The sequence below is a fragment of the Arthrobacter sp. HLT1-20 genome (assembly GCF_054510895.1).
Genome location: NZ_JBTNDR010000033.1, coordinates 17872 through 34513 on the forward strand (window position 1 = coordinate 17872; position 16642 = coordinate 34513).

Below are 16642 nucleotides of genomic sequence, written 5' to 3' on the forward strand. Positions count from 1 at the left end.
CGCTTCCCCGCGCCCCGCATCAGCCTGCCCCGGCAGCAAGCCGGGCACATTTTCAGTTGAGAAGGCCCATGTCCCAGCACGCATATTCCCAGTCCTCAGTCAACACCGGAACCCGCCGTGAGCTGACAACGGCACAGCGGGGCATTTGGTACGCCCAAAATCTGGATCCGGAAAACCCGATGTACCAGATTGCCCAGTTCGTGGACATTCACGGCGAACTGGACGCCGAGCTGCTTGCCAAGGCTGTCCACGGCGTGATTGCCGAGACGGATGCCTTGAATGTGCGCTTCGCCGAGGACGACGGCGGCCCGCACCAACTGCTCTCGCCGTCGACGGTGCACCTTGACTTAACCGATCTGCGAGGCCAGGTGCAGGCGGAGCGTTCTACGCCGACGAGCCACGCCGTGCACGAGCGTGCCCGTGGTCTGATGGATGAAGATCTGGCCACGGCGCGCAATATGGCCCACGACTCCCTCCTCCGCGTGGAGCTGTTTCGGATCGAAGACCACCGGTACCTGTTTTACCAGCGCGTCCACCATGTGATGCTTGACGGCTATTCCGCAGTGCTGGTCCTCCAACGAATCGCCCAGCTCTATAACGAGCTGCTGGCCCACGGCACCGAGGCAGAGGCACTGGAAAGTTCCGCGAAGTTCCCGTCGCTGGATTCGTTGCTGTCCGAGGAGGCCGCCTACGTGGATTCCCGCAATGCTGACGCGGATCAAGATTTCTGGCAGGCCACCCTTGCCGAAACAGCAGCGGCGCCCGGACTGGCCGAACGCCCCAGCGGCAATGCCAGGCGGCTCATCCGCCTGGCAGCAGCCCTGCCGGCGGACATTGCATCCGGACTGGCCGAGGGCCCCTCCACCGCCCCGGCCGTCATTCTTGCCTCGGCGGCAATTTACCTGCACAAGATGACGGCCGAGCGGCATATCAGCCTGGCCTTGCCCGTCACCGCCCGCCGGGGCGCGCTGGCAAAGTCTGTGCCCTCGATGCTGTCCAACGTTGTTCCCGTGCGCTTTGAAGTATCGCCCGAGGACACCGTGCGCAGCACTGTCATGTGCGCCGGCACCGCGCTGCGCAACGCCTTGATCCACCAGCGTTTCCGGCTGGAAAGCCTCACCTCCCGCGCCGCGTACAGTGGGCCCTCCCTCAACATCCTGCCCATGTTAGATGGCATCGATTTTGGTGCCGCCACAGGCTCCGTGACAGTACTTTCCACCGGGCCCATCGATGACTTGTCCATAGTGATCCATGGCCTGGCGCCCGGACAGGCTTTCGCCAGCGGCGCCCAACCCGTGACCATCCAGTTTGAAGCCAATGCCGAGCTGTACAGTCTCGATGCGGTGGCAACACACTTGCAGCGTTTCACCCTCCTGCTCGGGAAGATCATTGCCGATCTCGATGCAACGGTTGCCGCGCTGACAGTCACCACGGCGGCGGAGCAGCGTGAACAGTTGGCGCTGGGCAGTGCGGACTTCCTGAGCTTGCCGGCGCACACTGTCGCGGAAGAATTCGAAGCCCGTGCAGGCGCCACGCCTTCCGCCCGCGCCCTGGTGGCAGCGGACGGCGAACTCACCTTTGCCGAACTGGATCACCGTTCCAACCAGCTGGCGCACTACCTGCGCGGCCGTGGCGCCCGGGCCGGCACCTCGGTGGCCGTGCGTTTGGGGCGCAGCACCCTGTTGGCTGTGGCCATCCTGGCAATCTTGAAGTCCGGTGCCGCGTATGTTCCGATCGACCCTGACTACCCCGAGGGCCGGGTGCAGGGAATGTTGGAGGATGCCGGGCCGCTCCTGCTGCTCACCACGGCGGCGTTCACCGAGCAGCAACGCCAGCACCATCCAGCCAGCCCGGTTCCCGAGGTCCGACTCGACTCCGAGACGGTGGCGGCAACACTTCGCGGATTGCCGGTGCACCGTCCACAAACACTGGCAGCCGGCCAACATGACCTCGCCTATATCATCTTCACCTCCGGCTCCACCGGCCGGCCCAAGGCCGTGGGCGTGGAACACCGGGCCCTGCTGAACCTGTTCATCTCACACCGCACGGACATCTTTGGCCCGGCGCAGGAACGGCTAGGACGCACCCTGCGCGTGGCGCACACGGCGGGCCTGTCCTTTGACGCCTCGTGGGACCCGATCCTGTGGCTCGTGGCCGGGCATGAACTGCATCTGGTGGACGACCTCACACGCCGGGACCCGCAGGCATTGACCCAGTACCTGGCCGAACAACGGATTGACAGCATTGAAACGACCCCTTCCTTTGCCAAGGTTCTCCTGGCGGAAGGGCTCTTCGACGGAGCCGTGCACCCCTCCGTGGTCGCCTTGGGCGGAGAAGCAGTTGATCCTGCGCTCTGGGGTTTGTTGGCGCAGATCCGAGGCCTCACGGCCTACAACTTCTATGGCCCCACGGAAACCACTGTGGACAGCATGACGGCGATCATGGAACCCGGCACAGCCCCGCACCTAGGCTCCTCGGTGGCCAATAGCCGCCACTACATCCTGGATCCGGGGCTAAATCCCGTGCCGGGAAACGCCATAGGCGAACTGTACGTGGCTGGGCACAATGTGGCCCGAGGTTATCTTCACCAGCCCCAGCTCAGCTCGGAGAGATTCATTGCAGACCCCTTCGCCAACGATGGTTCACGCATGTACCGCACCGGGGATGTTGTCCGGCGGCTCTCTGATGCCACGGTGGAGTTTCTGGGGCGCATTGACCAACAAGTCAAAATCAGGGGCTTCAGGATAGAGCTCTCGGAAATCGAGGAAGTCCTGCGCAGCGCCTCCGGCGTTGACCAGGCGGCCGTCGTCGTGAGCAAGAACCGGGCCGGGTACGATCACCTCCTGGCCTATGTCACAGGAGCCGACCCGGTGGACACCGCGGCCATCCGTGCAGCCATCCGCGCGCAGTTGCCGGACTACATGATCCCCTCGGCCATCACCCACATCCCCAGGATCCCGCTCACCCCCAACGGCAAGCTGGACACCAAGGCACTGCCGGAACCTGTTACGGGCAGCGACTCCGAGGCACCCCGGAACGACGCCGAGCGCATGGTGGCGGCGGCCTTTGCGGAAGTGCTGGGGCTAGCGGAGGTGGGCCGTGACGACGACTTCTTTGAACTGGGCGGGCATTCGCTGTTGGCGACGCGCCTGGTGGCAGTGCTGCGCGGCATGAGGGGATCCGCCCCGACGCTGCGTACCGTGTTTGAATTTCCCACTGTGGCCGGCATGGCAGAAACGTTGGATGCCCCCTCGCCACAAACCCATCCCCTGCAGCCGCAGCCTCGGCCCACCCCGTTGCCGCTCTCCTTTGCCCAGCGCCGGCTCTGGTTCCTCAACCGATTCGACCCGTCATCGGGGGCGTACAACATCCCCATCGTGCTCCGCCTCCGTGGTCGCCTCGACGTGGCGGCCCTCGAGGCGGCCATCAACGACGTGGTGGCCCGCCACGAAAGCCTGCGCACCACGTTCCCGTTCACGGCCGGTGAACCAGAGCAGCTGATCCTCCTGGCAGACCAGGCACGGATTCCGCTGGCAGCCGTGCAAACCACACCCGAACACGTCCAGAACGTGCTGCACGCCGAGTCTGCCCGTGGTTTCGACGTGACCGGTGAGCTTCCCCTGCGCGCAGCACTTCTCCAGCTCGGAGCCCAGGACCACGTGTTGTTGCTGACCTTGCACCACATTGCCGCCGACGGCTGGTCCCTGGCGCCGCTGGCCCGCGACTTGTCCACGGCGTACACAGCCCGTATCCAAGAAGCCGTGCCCGAATTCGCACCGTTGCCGGTGCAGTACGCGGACTATGCACTGTGGCAGCGAGCAGAACTGGGCAGCGAGACTGATGCGCAAAGTCCCATCTCGCGCCAGTTGGCGTTCTGGAAGCACGAGCTCGATGATGCGCCGGAGGAGCTGGTCCTGCCGTTCGACCACGCCCGCGGCGCACGCACAGCGCCCTGGGATGCTGCCGCCGTGCCGGTGCATATCAGCGACGAAACCCACGAAAAGCTCTCCGCCCTGGCGAGGGCGCACAATGCCAGCCTGTTCATGGTGTTGCAGGCAGCGTTCGCGGCCTTGTTGACAAGGCTCGGTGCCGGCACGGACATCCCGATCGGAACCCCTGTGGCCGGCCGGCCGGACACGGCACTCGATGACCTGGTGGGGTTCTTCGTCAACACCCTGGTGCTGCGCACCGACACCTCAAATAATCCCACGGCCGGGGAACTGATCGACGCCGTGCGCTTCACGAACCTGCGCGCCTACGCCAACCAGGACGCACCGTTTCAACGTGTTGTGGAAGAACTCAACCCCGCCCGCTCACAAGACCGGCATCCCTTGTTTCAGGTGATGCTCACACTGAGCAACGGGGCGCCGGAAGAATTGGCCATGCCGGGCCTGCACGTGGTGGCGGACCGGACAGCTGAACCGGGCGGCGCCAAATTCGACCTGCTGCTGGACCTGGCCGAGAATGGCACAGGACTCGGCGGATCCTTAAGCTTTGACCCTGCCCTGTTCGCCACTGAAACGGCCAGCCTGATTGCCGCCCGCTTCGTGCGCATGGTGGAGCAGTTCGCGAACAACCCGCTAACACCCTTGTCCCGGCTCCAGTTGTCAACGGCGCAGGAAACAGCGGAGGTCCTTACTCTGGGGCAAGGCACCGTGGCAGAGCACGGCGAAGCCACGGTGCTGGATGAATTTGCCGCCACGGCTGCCCGCCACCCCGGCCGGACAGCAGTCAGCGACGGCCTCCACGCCGTGAACTTTGCCGAACTCGCCGAAGCCGTCGACGTGCTCGCGGCGGGCCTCACCGCGGCCGGCGTGACCCCGGGCGACCGGGTGGCAGTGGCGCTGCCCCGGACCAACGATGTGGTTTGTGCCGCCTTGGCGGTGCTGCGGGCCGGCGGGGTCTACGTTCCCCTGGACCTGGCCTACCCCGCCGAACGGATTGGTCTGATTCTGGACGACAGCGCACCCAGGCTCACCATCGCCGAGGGGAACCTGGCGGCGCTGCGGACAGCGGGGCAGGAGGAAACTGCCAAGGACGCACTGGCCCGCGTGAGTGTTGCCCCCGCCGATCCGGCCTACCTGATCTACACGTCGGGCTCCACGGGCACGCCGAAGGGGGTCGCCGTGGGCCATGGCGCCTTGGCCAACCTGTTCCGCCACCACCAAGGCACCATATTTGCCGATGCGATGGGGAAAGACGCGGCCGACGGCGCAGCAGTGGCACACATTGCCGGGCTGGGTTTTGACGCGGCCTGGGATCCCATGCTCTGGCTCATTGCAGGCGCCACCTTGCACATGGTGGCCGAGGACATCAGGACAGATGCCCAGGCTCTGGTGCACTTCTGCACCGAGAACAACATCACCTCGCTGGAGACCACGCCGTCGTACATCCGCGCCTTGCTACTGTCCGGGCTGCTGGACAGCCCTCGGCGCAAACCACTCGTACTGGCGTTGGGCGGCGAAAGTGTGCCAGCCGATCTGTGGCAGGACCTGGCTGGCAACGAACGGGTGGTGGCCTACAACTTCTACGGGCCCACCGAGTTCACCGTGGATTCTGTGCTGACCCGCATCAGCGGAACCGTGCCGAATATTGGCAGCACCATCAACAACGTGCAAAGCCATGTCCTTGATGAATACCTGGTGGCAGTACCCCTGGGTGTCACCGGAGAACTTTACTTGGCCGGTGCCGGGATGGCCACCGGCTACGCCAATCGAAGCGCCGAGACCGCCAGCCGGTTTATCGCCAACCCGCACGGTGACGGTTCCCGCATGTACCGCACGGGTGACCTGGTGCGCCGTCTAGCCGGGGGTGAGCTGCAATTCGTGGCCCGTGCCGATGAGCAATTGAAGATTCGCGGATTTCGGGTGGAGCCTGGCGAAATTGAAAGCGTGATCGCCAGTCACGAGCTGGTCAGCCGCTCCGCCGTGGTGGTGGAAACCGGAGCAGCCGGACGCATCATCGGCTACTACGTGGGAACAGCTGACCCCGCGGAATTGCTGCGCTTTGCAGCCCGCCGCCTGCCCGAGTACATGATGCCCAAGGCGCTCGTGGCGTTGGCGGAGATCCCGTTGACCTCGCACGGCAAATTGGATAAGCGCGCGCTCCCAGCACCGGCAGCCACCAGCCCAGGTTCCAGGGCACCGGAAACCGTCCAAGAGAAAGACATCTGTGCAGTGTTCGGAACGGTCCTGGGTGTCACCGAGGTGGGTCTGGACGACGATTTCTTCGACCTTGGCGGCCATTCGCTGCTGGCAGTTGCGCTCATCGCCAAGCTGCGTGAATCCTTCGGCACGGACTTGCCATTGCGGGCAGTCTTCGAGTCCACCACCCCGGCCGCCCTGCTGGGGAAACTGACGGCCGTCACCGTCAGCGAGCGCAGCAACCCCGCAACACCTGCTTCCGGGCTGTCGGTCCAGGAGTGGGCCGGCCAGCACAACGTCCACCGGCCGCAGCAGATTCCGCTCTCCTACGCCCAGTCACGGCTGTGGTTCCTGAATCAGCTTGACCCGGGATCGGCCGACTACAACATTGCCTTGGCCGTGCGGCTTACGGGGGAACTGCATGTTGATGCGCTGGCGCAGGCGATCGATGACCTGCTGGTCCGGCATGAAGTCCTGCGGACCAGTTACCCCTCCCACCAGGGAAAGGCCGAACAACTCATCCATCCAGCCGCCGCTGTTGCGGGCCTGATGGCCCGCAAGGACGCCACTTCCGAAGGGGAACTGCGGCGCCTTCTTGCCACAGCAGCCTCCAACGGCTTCGATCTCAGCCGTGAGCTTCCGCTGCGCGCCACACTCATCGGCATGGACCATGACGAGTGGGTCCTGCAGCTGGTGGTGCACCACATCGCCAGCGACGGCGCGTCCCTGGCGCCCCTGGCCAGGGACATCTCCACAGCGTATTCGGCACGTTGCAGCGGCGCCAGCCCCCTGCAACGGGTGTTGGGTGTGCAGTATGCGGACTTCACCTTGTGGCAGCGCCAACTGCTCGAGGACGCCACCGGCACCGCCGAGCCGGCGTTGGAGGCCAAATTGCGCTACTGGAAGGAAACGCTGACCGGTGCACCGCCGGAGTTGACCTTGCCAGCCGACGGGCCGCGTGCTCCGGGGGCACGCCAGCCCGGAGGCCAGCAATCGTTCACGCTCGACGCCGAAACCACTGAAGCGCTTTCCCGCTTGGCCGGTACCCAGAGCGCCAGCCTCTTCATGGCCTTGCACGCCGCGTTGGGCGGATTCCTCCTGCGCAGCGGCGCAGGCTCCGACGTGGTGATCGGATCGCCGACGGCGGGGCGCGCTGATCCTGCCCTGGCGGAGCTGATTGGTTTCTTCGTCAATACCGTCCCCATCCGTTTGAATGCCACAGGCAACCCGACTTTCCGGGAGTTGCTGGGAACGGCACGGCATAGCGTTCTGGATGCCTTCGACAACGATGACGTTCCCTTTGAGCGGCTCGTGGAGGTTCTGAATCCCCCGCGCAAGCTGGGACGCCATCCTCTGTTCCAGACCATGCTGAGCGTGGAGACCACTGCCCGTGCCACAGTCGAACTCCCCGGTGTCCACGCTGTGGCCGAACCGGAAGTTGCCACGGGGGAGGCGAAGTTCGATTTGTCCTTCACGTTCCGTGAGTTGGGGTCCGGACGGGGCCTGGCTGCCACCTTGGATTACAACGCGGCCATGTTCAGCGGTGCTGCCGTAGCCACGTTGCTCAAGCGCTTCACGGCGTTCGTCCAGCTGGCCGTGGCGGCACCAGATAGCGCCCTGTCCTCACTGAACCTCCTCTCGAATCAAGAAATAGGCGCCCTACTCGCCGCCACCACCGGATCCGACACCACCGGTTCCGTTCCTGGAGTATTGGAGGTTTTTGCCCGGACTGTTGCCCGGCAGGGCGAGGGAACCGCCGTGGTTTGCGGGGGAGAATCTTTGTCCTTCTCGGCCTTGGATGGTGCCAGCTCACGCCTTGCCGGCGCCTTGGTGGATGCGGGCATCACGGCTGGGGACCTGGTCTCGGTGTACTTGCCCAGGTCCTTGCACACTATGGTGGCTGCCTTGGGTGTGCTGAAGGCGGGCGCCGTCTACAACCCCATCGACACGGAATACCCTGGCGAACGTGTCAGGGCCATCCTCGAAGATGCCCGCACCAGCGCCGTCATCAGTACCAAAGCCATGGAAACAGCCCTCACCGGCCAGCTGGCCACCGCAGGCATACCCGGCACACCCGTGCTGAGGGTGGAGGACTTGCCAGCGGCAGGCCCCACGGCCCACCACGGGCCCGGCCATCTTGTCCCTAGGGAAATATCGGCAGAGCAGCTGGCGTATGTCATGTTCACGTCCGGTTCCACGGGCCGGCCCAAGGGAGTGGAGATCAGCCACGGCGCCCTGGCCAGTTTGCTGGCGTCGCATCAAGGAAACCTGATTCCCGGTGCTGCAGAGCGCCAGGAGCACGGGCCGGTCCGGGTGGCTCACACCACGGGCGTCGGCTTTGATGCCTCGTGGGATCCGATGTTGTGGATGATCGACGGGCACGAAGTGCACGTGATCACCGATGATGTTCGGCAGGACCCCCAGGCCCTGGCCGCGTACTTCGCCACGCATGCCTTGGGGGCTTGGGAAACCACACCAGGGTACGTGCGCCAGCTGCTGGCCGAGCCGGCTTTTTCGGCCATGCTGGACCAACGGGTCCGCGCAGGCCTGCCAGCCCTGCGGCTGGCACTGGGCGGCGAAGCCTTTGATGCGGCCCTGTGGAGTGAACTCTCCACCCGCGACTCCGTGCGCGCCTGGAATCTGTACGGCCCCACCGAGGCAACTGTTGACTCGCTGATCGCCGAGGTGCCGGGCAGCAAGGATTCCGGGCCGCCGGTGCTCGGCTCCCCCACCCACAATTCGAGAGTTTATGTGCTGGATGACTACCTGGCCCATGTCCCGGCAGGTGTGCGCGGCGAACTGTATCTTGCCGGACCGCAACTGGCACGGGGGTACCGGGGCCGGTCAGACTTGACGGCAGAGAGGTTCGTCGCGGACCCTTGGGGCAAACCGGGAGATCGCATGTACCGGACGGGTGACCTGGTGACCAGAAGTGAACAGGGCACGCTGGTCTACGCCGGCCGCAACGACCAGCAGGTTAAAATTCGCGGCTTCAGGGTGGAGCTGGGCGAGGTGGAACGCGCCCTGCGGGACGTTCCCGGCGTCGGCGCCGCCGCGGCGCTGGTTCGGGACAACGCCGCCATGCCAGGCCTGCCCCGGCTGATCGCGTACCTTGTGCCGGTGGCTGCACCGGGCCCGGAGCAGGCACAGTTGGCAGCCCACCAGCTGGCCGACAGTGCCCGAGCGCACCTGCGTTCGGTGCTGCCCGGCTACATGGTGCCGGCCGCCGTGGTGGTGGTTGAGCGCATTCCCCTGACGGCGAATGGCAAGGTGGACACCGCCGCCTTGGCCGATCCCTCGGAGCAGGACAGCAGTGCCTCGCTGGCACCCCGGACGCCGCGGGAGAAAACCGTGGCACAAATCTTCAAAGATGTGCTGTCACTGGCACGGGTGGGAGTCGATGAATCCTTCTTTGAGCTTGGCGGCCACTCCTTCTTGGCCCAGCCACTCATTTCCCGGGTGAATGATGCCCTCGGAACGGAGCTGCCCGTGCAGGCGCTGTTCCGCTCCCCCACGGTGGAGCAGCTGCTGACCGAGGCTGCCAAGGGCAGTGCGGAGAACGTGGCCGACAGCCTGCGCCAGCTGCTTCCCCTGCGCACCACGGGCAGCAAGGCGCCACTCTTTGCCGTTCATCCTGCCACCGGCGTCAGCTGGGGTTTCGCCGCCCTTTTGGGCCGCCTGGACAAGGAACGGCCACTGATCGGATTGCAGATGCCGGGCATGCTCCCCGGCATCGACCAGGGGCTGCGCGCACAAACGCTGACGGAGCTGGCGGATGACTACATTGCCCAGATCCGCCGGGTGCAGGCCGAGGGGCCCTACCACCTGATCGGCTGGTCATTTGGTGGCAACCTGGTGCACAGGCTGGCCACCCGGCTGCAGGAGTTGGGGCACCAGGTGGCATTTTTGGGAATTCTCGACGCGTTCCCCACAGCGCAGGAAAGCAACAGTGACATTGGCACAGGTCCGGAACTGTGGCAAAACTACTTGCAGGCCACCGGTTTCCCCGTTTCGGCGCAGGACGTGGCGGAACTGGACGGGGAGCGTGTTTTGGAGATCCTGCGCGAGAACCACAACCCCCTGGGAAGCATCCCCATCGAGTCCCTGAACGCCATGGTGGAAAACTTCCAGGTTTTGGCCCGCATGATCCGTTGTGCCGAGGTGAAGGTGTTCGACGGCGAGCTGTTCGTCTTCCGTGCCACCGAGGACGTCCGCGCAGGCTCGCCCACGTCGCAGTCCTGGGAGCCGTTCGTGACAGGGCGGATCATTGATACTCCCGTGGCGGCGGCACACTCACACATGCTCAGTGACAGTGCACTCGATCACATTTTGCCTGTCCTGGCAATCCAACTGGGCCAGGGCGCCGAATAACCATCCAACGGCGGGGGCCCGACACGGTTGCAACGGCACCGTCTCGGGCCTTGCCTTTGTCCAAAGACAGCCAGCAAGGAACCTGAGGAAAATTACGTGACGAACCCCTTTGATGACACGAACGCAACCTTCCGCGTATTAGTTAATGATCTCCAACAACATTCGCTGTGGCCCAGTTTTGCCGACGTTCCCAACGGTTGGTTGGTGATGTACGGCCCGGGCGGTCGGCAAGAGTGCCTTGACTTCGTATCCCGCAGCTGGACGGACATGACTCCGCGCACGGTGGCCGAACTCGCGGCCTCCTAGTGATCCGGATACGGGGACTCTGCAAAAATTTCGGCGATTTTCGCGCCCTGGACTCCTTGAATCTTGATGTCGCTCCCGGGCAGGTGCTGGGGTTGCTGGGGCCCAATGGTGCCGGCAAAACCACCACGGTGCGGGTCCTGACAACATTGCTGGCACCCGACGCCGGTGAGGTCAGCGTGGCCGGGCACAACGTTCGGACGGACCCGGACAGCGTGCGCCGTTCAATAGGCCTGTCCGGACAGTACGCAGCCGTGGATGAGAAACTCACCGGATACGAAAACCTTGTCATGGTGGCCCGTCTCTACGGCATGAGCAAGAAGTCCTCGGCGACCCGTGCCGTTGAACTGCTGGATGAATTCCGGCTCAGCGAGGTGGCCGGCAAGCGTGCCGGCACGTATTCCGGCGGCATGCGGCGCCGGCTGGATCTGGCCGGCGCCATTGTCGCCAGGCCCGCAGTGGTGGTGCTCGATGAACCGACCACCGGGCTGGATCCGCGGGGACGGCTGGATACCTGGGCCGTCATCTCCTCACTCGTGGGCAACGGAACCACTGTGCTCTTGACAACCCAATATCTTGAAGAGGCGGATCAGCTGGCGGACAATATTGCTGTCATTGACGCCGGGCGTGTCATCGCCGAAGGCACCGCCGATGAGCTCAAGTCCCGCGTGGGCTCGGAACGGATCGACGTGGCCGTGGCACAACCGGAGCAGGTGGACGCTACTGCCGCCATCCTGGGCAGGATAGCCACGGCCACGCCCGGAATTGATAGGCAGGCACGCACCATCAGTGTTGCGGCCCCCGACGGGCATCACATGCTGGTCCGGGCACTGGCGGACCTTGAACGCGCGGGCGTCAGGGTTGTTGAGGCCGCCCTGCGCCGGCCTACCCTGGACGATGTCTTCTTGCAGTTGACGGGGCAGCGGGCAGAGACTCCCCCTCCCAGTGATGCACCAGGCAGTGATACACCAAGCACTGATGCACCAATAGCCGGAGCCAACAAGGATCAAGAGGTAGTTCAAGCATGAGCAGTCTCAACGCGGCCATCCGTGACAGTTCGGTGATTGCCGGGCGAAACCTGCGCAACGTGATCCGCACCCCCGGCGCCATGGTGACGAGCGTGGCTCAGCCGGTCATGTTCGTCCTGCTGCTCGCCTTCGTCTTTGGCGGGACGCTGGGTGGTGCCGACTACAGGACGTTTCTGATTGGCGGCATCCTGGCCCAAACATTGACCTTCAATGCCTCCTTCACGGCCGTCTACCTGGCCAAGGATTTGCAGCTTGGACTCATTGACAGGTTCCGTTCGCTGCCCATGTCACGCGCGGCGGTCATTCTGGGCCGCTCGTCGGCCGACCTCGTCACCAGCCTGCTGTCGATCGCCGTCACCTTGCTGTGTGGGGTGGCCATCGGCTGGCGGATCACCAACGGTCTGGGCCCGGCCCTGCTGGCCTTGGGGCTGTTGCTCCTGTTCACCTTTTCCGTGTCATGGATTGGTGCCGTCATTGCCTTGACGGCACGCAGCGTTGAAGTGGCCCAAAGCTTGGGACTGATCTGGCTGTTTCCTGTGACCTTCATTTCCGGTGCGTTTGTTTCCGTACAGTCCATGCCGGGACCACTGCGGGCCTTTGCCGAATGGAACCCCGTAACAGCCGTGGCCACGGCCACCAGAAATCTCTTCGGCAACCCTGCGCCACAAGGTTTTGCAACACCCAGCGGCTGGCCGGGCGAAAACGCACTACTGTACGCTTTCCTGTGCTGTGCGGCCATCATTGCTGTCTTTGCGCCGCTAGCCATCTCGCAATATGTGCGAATCAGCAAGAGGTGAGCGCCACCATGAATTCTGTTCCCGTTGACTATGTCCTCGCCAGCGCCGCGAAGGTCCTCGACGCGGCTGCTGCCTTTGGCGGTGCCCGCGTCTTGCTCAGTGATGCGGAACTGGCTGCCGCCGAACGGTTCAGAAACCCGGCCGACAGCAACGGGTATGCCGGCGCACACATCCTTTTTAGAGTCATGGCGGCCTGGGCGTTACACCTGGACTTAGGTGGTGCGCGGGACCTGCCGGTCAGCAGCGAGTGCCGCAGCTGCGGTGGCCCGCACGGGAAGCCTGTCATTTCCGGAGTCGCTTTGAGCCTCTCCAGGGTTCGGGACAACGTCATGGTTGCCTCGGCTGAGTCCGGCCAGCTGCTGGGGGCTGACCTTGAGGCCATGGTGCCGGAGCTGCACGCAGACTTCGACGATTTTGCCCTATCCCCCAAGGAACAGCTGCTGCTGGCGCCCGCCGACGTCGAATCCCGGCTTCGATTGTGGGTGGCGAAGGAGGCCGCTCTCAAGGCAAGCGGACATGGCCTGGCAGTAGCGCCGGGCACGCTGCACCTTGAACCGTGTGTACCCCGTCCGGCGGCGGCAGGCTGGGACGCCGTCGTGACGTCTCCTGAACTGAAGGAGACGCATGGGCTGCGGATCGCCTGGGTTCCGGCGATTTCACATCACCTCGCGGCTCTGGCCGTGGGTGGAGATCCTGTCATCACCAGGCGTGGCGTGCCGGAAATCTTTGCAGGCAGCTAAAAGCAGCCCAGAATTTCGCCACGGGGATGCCCACGAACGTCGTTAAGGCCGCGGTGGCTCCAGGTCACCGAAAGGACCCGTGCCGGCCAGCATTTCGGCCAGCGAGACATCGTAGCCGTAGGCCTCGCCGCGGGCCACGATGACCAGTCGGGAGGCATCGGTGGGAACGTCACCCGGAGGCACCAGCTTGCTGCGTTGCTCGGCGTCGCACATCACTATGCGGGCGCTGATGGCTGGCAGGCGGGCGTCGATGCCATGGTGGGTCAGGGAGGTGGACAAGGGAAGCTCCACAGCGCCCAGGCGCCAGATGCCCAGCAGGGCAATGAGCATTTCGAGAGAATGGGTCATGAGCGTGGCCACGTGATCGCCGCGGCGCACACCCAAGGAACTTAAAGCAGCGGCGAACTGCGTGGATTTCTCCCGCAGCTCGCCGTAACTAATATCAGCAAAACCTTGGTTGGCGGCGATGACTGTAAGCGCCGTGGCACCGGCGGGTTGCCGGTCGCTCAGCAGCTCGGCCGCATTTGCTCCGGGCACGGCGAAGGTGTCCAACAGTTCTTGCACACGTGCCTGCACGGTCCGTTTCCCATCTTGTTGCGCGCAACCCTTGTTGCGCGCAACCCTTGTTGCGCGCAACCCTTGTTGCCCACAGCGCGGGTGGGCACTGTGCTTCTGCGGGGCTGTTTAGCCTTCGCAGTCCTTGCAGAACAGCATGCCATTCTTTTCGCGCGCAACCTGGCTGCGATGGCGGACCAGGAAGCAGGAGGAACAAGTGAACTCGTCGTCCTGTGCGGGAATGACCTGAACTACCAATTCTTCATTGGAGAGGTCGGCTCCGGGCAGATCCATGCCCTCAGCAGTGTCTGAATCTTCGACGTCAATATGCGCCGTCTGGGCACCGCCACGCTGAACCTGGAGCGCCTGAAGCGACTCTGTCTCGTGGTCTTCGTCCTTGTTGCGGGGTGCGTCGTAATCCGTTGCCATGCGGTTTTCAAACTCCTGAGGTGTTCGTGGTTTCGGCGGGGTGTTTCAGCGCCCCATCATAGCCCCTGAAAGCTGGATTTGAGCCCTTAATTCCCCGCTGTTTTCCCACAGCATAGAGTATGGGTGGCAACTTTGCCCGCATACCGGCAAAACAAGACTCACTTTGACGCTCGACAGATGCCCGCCTGTGAGCATTCTCACCGCCCCTTCAGGGATTCAGGCGGTGTCCACCGGCTCCCGGCAAGGCCCCACAACCCGCAAGAATGCGGACGGGACCACGGGCCGGTTGCAGCCCCTGAATCGCCAGCAGCCCGGCTTCGCCTTATCATTAATGGAACATGGCAAACAACTATTCTTCACACTCCTCCCTGAATCGCCGCCAAGTGGCCCAGGCATTGAACATTCCCCCGGAAATGGCTGCACGCAACGGCATCCCTTCCCGAATGGGTGCGGCCGAAGTCGCCGCAATGGACACCAACCCTCCGGCATGGCTTGCCCAGTCCCGGGCAAACGCCACAGGCAAGCGCCCGGTTTGGGTTGACCTTCGGTGTTACCTCTGCGACTTCCTCGAGGTGGCGCGGCCAAAGAAGTGGTGGCCCGATTTCACCTACGTCATCTGCGATTTTCACAACAACTCCGAGCTCCCCGATCCGGGTGCTGGCATGCGACGCAGCGAGTATGACGGCGTGGGCAGCCGTTTCCGCGGCATAGTGGATACGCAAGACCCGCAATAACTTGGCGCTCATGTGAAACTGGCCATACATTGGGGCCAGGGGGAATGAGAAAATGACTGTTGCAGCAAAAAACTTCCAGTACTGGCTCAGCCACGTTGCCGGATCCACCAGTCAGGCGGCTGTTTGCCGCGCTGCAGGCATCAAACGTTCCACACTTGCGCAACAGCTGGTTCGGGGGCGGGTCACGCTGGCCACCATTGCAGCCGTCAGCCGCTCCCTGGATCTGCCCGTGGTGGCTTCCTTGTCCACCTTCCCAAAGTTCGAAGACCTGTCCTCCGGGATCAAGCCCCCCACCACAGCGGAACTGCTCAGCCAAATTTCCGACGCCGATCTGTTGCAGGAAATTCTCAACCGCAATGTCGCAGCTGAGACAGGGAAGGACCCAGTCCCGGTGGAACTCTCACCCATCCCCCACCGATCGTCGGTGCGGGCCTGGCTTGACGCCATCGACCCAACAGATTTGAGACAAAAAGTGGCCAGGAATGCAGCCATTGCACCACAAAATCTGTCAGCGCAGATCAGCGCCAACAGGCTGAGCGCCGAACTGGCGATCGACAGTGCCCGGATTGCCGGCGTCGGCTTGACCAACGGCCTGGTGGCCACCGGGTTCTTGTCGCCCGCGGAGGCTGGCTGGGTGTCAGGATCCTGCGCAGCGGCGCTAAGGGGCACAGCCAACAGTGTTCTGGTTTCCCTGGCGGCCGAGCGCCTGGAGGCGCTGAGCCGGGTATTGCGTCGTTCCGAAGATGACACGGCTGCTGCAAACAACGTTTGGGAGTACCTGGGATGACGGCTCTTTTGCAATGGACGGCCTTGGCTGTCTGCCTGGCCTGCACCATCTGGCGTTTCCCCTCCCTGTTAAGGGGGCGCAACCGCGGCCTCTCCTGGGCCTTCCTCTTGGCCACTGTAGCTGTGGCCCTGAGCCTGCCAGCAATCTATATGCCCGTCGATGCCCTGCTGGGCGGCATTAATTTGGCAAATGTGCTGCTGCGGATGAGTATTTTTGGTGTCTTCTTTCTACTCACTTCCAGGGTTGCCGCAGCCTACAACTCACCGTTGGCCAAGACCCTTGTCCGGGGGCCCGTGGGCGTGGCCATTTTGGTTGCATGTTCTCTAGGAACTTGGGTCACGTACTTCCTTGCCGATACGGACGGCTCCAGCACGGGTTTGGTGGCCCTGGGTGAGCAGCCAGCGTTGGCTGCGTACATGTGGTTTGGCGTTGCCTACACCACCTATGCCTCCGCCTGTGTGGTGGTGGCGACAGCCAAGGCAGCATTCTCCCGAAGGCCTGCCCTTGACCGGGCAGCGGCATTCTCGATGCTTGTCGGCTTCTCCCTTGTCTGTGCCACTGTGCCGTTGCGGATTCCGATGTGGGAGAACTGGCATGCCGTGGACATCATGACGTTCGGCGCAATCCTGTTCGTTGCCGTTGGCCTGGTGCTGGTGTGGGTCTCCTTCGGCCGGCGCCGGGTTCGTGGCTAAAAACAGGCCTAGCCTGTTCGGGTTTGCCCTTCGAAATGATAAATGTGCACTTTTCCATTAGTT

General features: G+C 63.7%; 10 protein-coding genes. 8 read left to right on the forward strand and 2 right to left on the reverse strand.

The genetic code is table 11. The features are described 5' to 3' along the window. The first annotated feature begins 68 nt into the window (after positions 1–68). The 5 genes from ACX80Q_RS15085 (at position 69) to ACX80Q_RS15105 (ending at position 13382) form a co-directional block, all read left to right on the forward strand. Positions 69–10514 carry an amino acid adenylation domain-containing protein gene (locus ACX80Q_RS15085; RefSeq protein WP_459331351.1) on the forward strand — a complete coding sequence of 3482 codons (10446 nt, stop codon included), beginning with the start codon at positions 69–71 and terminating at the stop codon, positions 10512–10514. A gap of 96 nt (positions 10515–10610) precedes the next feature. Further along, positions 10611–10820: an MbtH family protein gene (locus ACX80Q_RS15090; protein ID WP_459331352.1), complete on the forward strand. Its 210-nt coding sequence runs from the start codon at positions 10611–10613 to the stop codon at positions 10818–10820. After that, positions 10820–11845: an ATP-binding cassette domain-containing protein gene (locus tag ACX80Q_RS15095; RefSeq protein WP_459331353.1), complete on the forward strand. Its 1026-nt coding sequence runs from the start codon at positions 10820–10822 to the stop codon at positions 11843–11845. Before ACX80Q_RS15090 ends, ACX80Q_RS15095 begins: the two co-directional genes overlap by 1 nt. Continuing rightward, complete coding sequence (locus ACX80Q_RS15100) at positions 11842–12642, forward strand: ABC transporter permease (protein WP_459331354.1); 801 nt, start codon at positions 11842–11844, stop codon at positions 12640–12642. The genes ACX80Q_RS15095 and ACX80Q_RS15100 overlap by 4 nt, the downstream gene beginning before the upstream one ends. 8 nt (positions 12643–12650) lie before the next feature. After that, positions 12651–13382, forward strand: coding sequence for a 4'-phosphopantetheinyl transferase family protein (locus ACX80Q_RS15105; protein ID WP_459331355.1), 732 nt, complete (start codon positions 12651–12653; stop codon positions 13380–13382). 42 nt (positions 13383–13424) lie between these two features. Here ACX80Q_RS15105 and ACX80Q_RS15110 read toward each other — a convergent pair whose 3' ends face one another. Together ACX80Q_RS15110 and ACX80Q_RS15115 are read right to left on the reverse strand one after the other, a co-directional pair. Further along, entirely contained in the window at positions 13425–13958 is a 534-nt protein-coding gene (locus tag ACX80Q_RS15110; protein ID WP_459331356.1) for an AMP-binding protein, read from the reverse strand. A gap of 108 nt (positions 13959–14066) precedes the next feature. Then, positions 14067–14366: a DUF4193 domain-containing protein gene (locus ACX80Q_RS15115; protein ID WP_062007187.1), complete on the reverse strand. Its 300-nt coding sequence runs from the start codon at positions 14364–14366 to the stop codon at positions 14067–14069. A gap of 338 nt (positions 14367–14704) precedes the next feature. Here ACX80Q_RS15115 and ACX80Q_RS15120 point away from each other — a divergent pair, with 338 nt between their 5' ends. From ACX80Q_RS15120 to ACX80Q_RS15130, 3 genes are read left to right on the forward strand one after another with little or no spacing between them, the layout of a single operon-like run. After that, positions 14705–15100 (forward strand): hypothetical protein, encoded by a 396-nt coding sequence (locus ACX80Q_RS15120; protein ID WP_459331357.1) that lies wholly within the window; start codon positions 14705–14707, stop codon positions 15098–15100. 52 nt (positions 15101–15152) lie between these two features. Then, a complete protein-coding gene (locus tag ACX80Q_RS15125) occupies positions 15153–15887 on the forward strand; it encodes a hypothetical protein (RefSeq protein ID WP_459331358.1) in 735 nt (244 codons plus the stop codon). After that, positions 15884–16579: a hypothetical protein gene (locus ACX80Q_RS15130; RefSeq protein ID WP_459331359.1), complete on the forward strand. Its 696-nt coding sequence runs from the start codon at positions 15884–15886 to the stop codon at positions 16577–16579. The genes ACX80Q_RS15125 and ACX80Q_RS15130 overlap by 4 nt, the downstream gene beginning before the upstream one ends. Positions 16580–16642: the final 63 nt, after the last annotated feature.

Bases quoted from the DNA above. Each gene is read 5' to 3' on its own strand.
- ACX80Q_RS15085 (WP_459331351.1), top strand. From the start codon at position 69: ATGTCCCAGCACGCATATTCCCAGTCCTCAGTCAACACCGGAACCCGC.
- ACX80Q_RS15100 (WP_459331354.1), top strand. From the start codon at position 11,842: ATGAGCAGTCTCAACGCGGCCATCCGTGACAGTTCGGTGATTGCCGGG.
- ACX80Q_RS15105 (WP_459331355.1), top strand. From the start codon at position 12,651: ATGAATTCTGTTCCCGTTGACTATGTCCTCGCCAGCGCCGCGAAGGTC.
- ACX80Q_RS15115 (WP_062007187.1), bottom strand. From the start codon at position 14,366: ATGGCAACGGATTACGACGCACCCCGCAACAAGGACGAAGACCACGAG.
- ACX80Q_RS15120 (WP_459331357.1), top strand. From the start codon at position 14,705: ATGGCAAACAACTATTCTTCACACTCCTCCCTGAATCGCCGCCAAGTG.
- ACX80Q_RS15125 (WP_459331358.1), top strand. From the start codon at position 15,153: ATGACTGTTGCAGCAAAAAACTTCCAGTACTGGCTCAGCCACGTTGCC.
- ACX80Q_RS15130 (WP_459331359.1), top strand. From the start codon at position 15,884: ATGACGGCTCTTTTGCAATGGACGGCCTTGGCTGTCTGCCTGGCCTGC.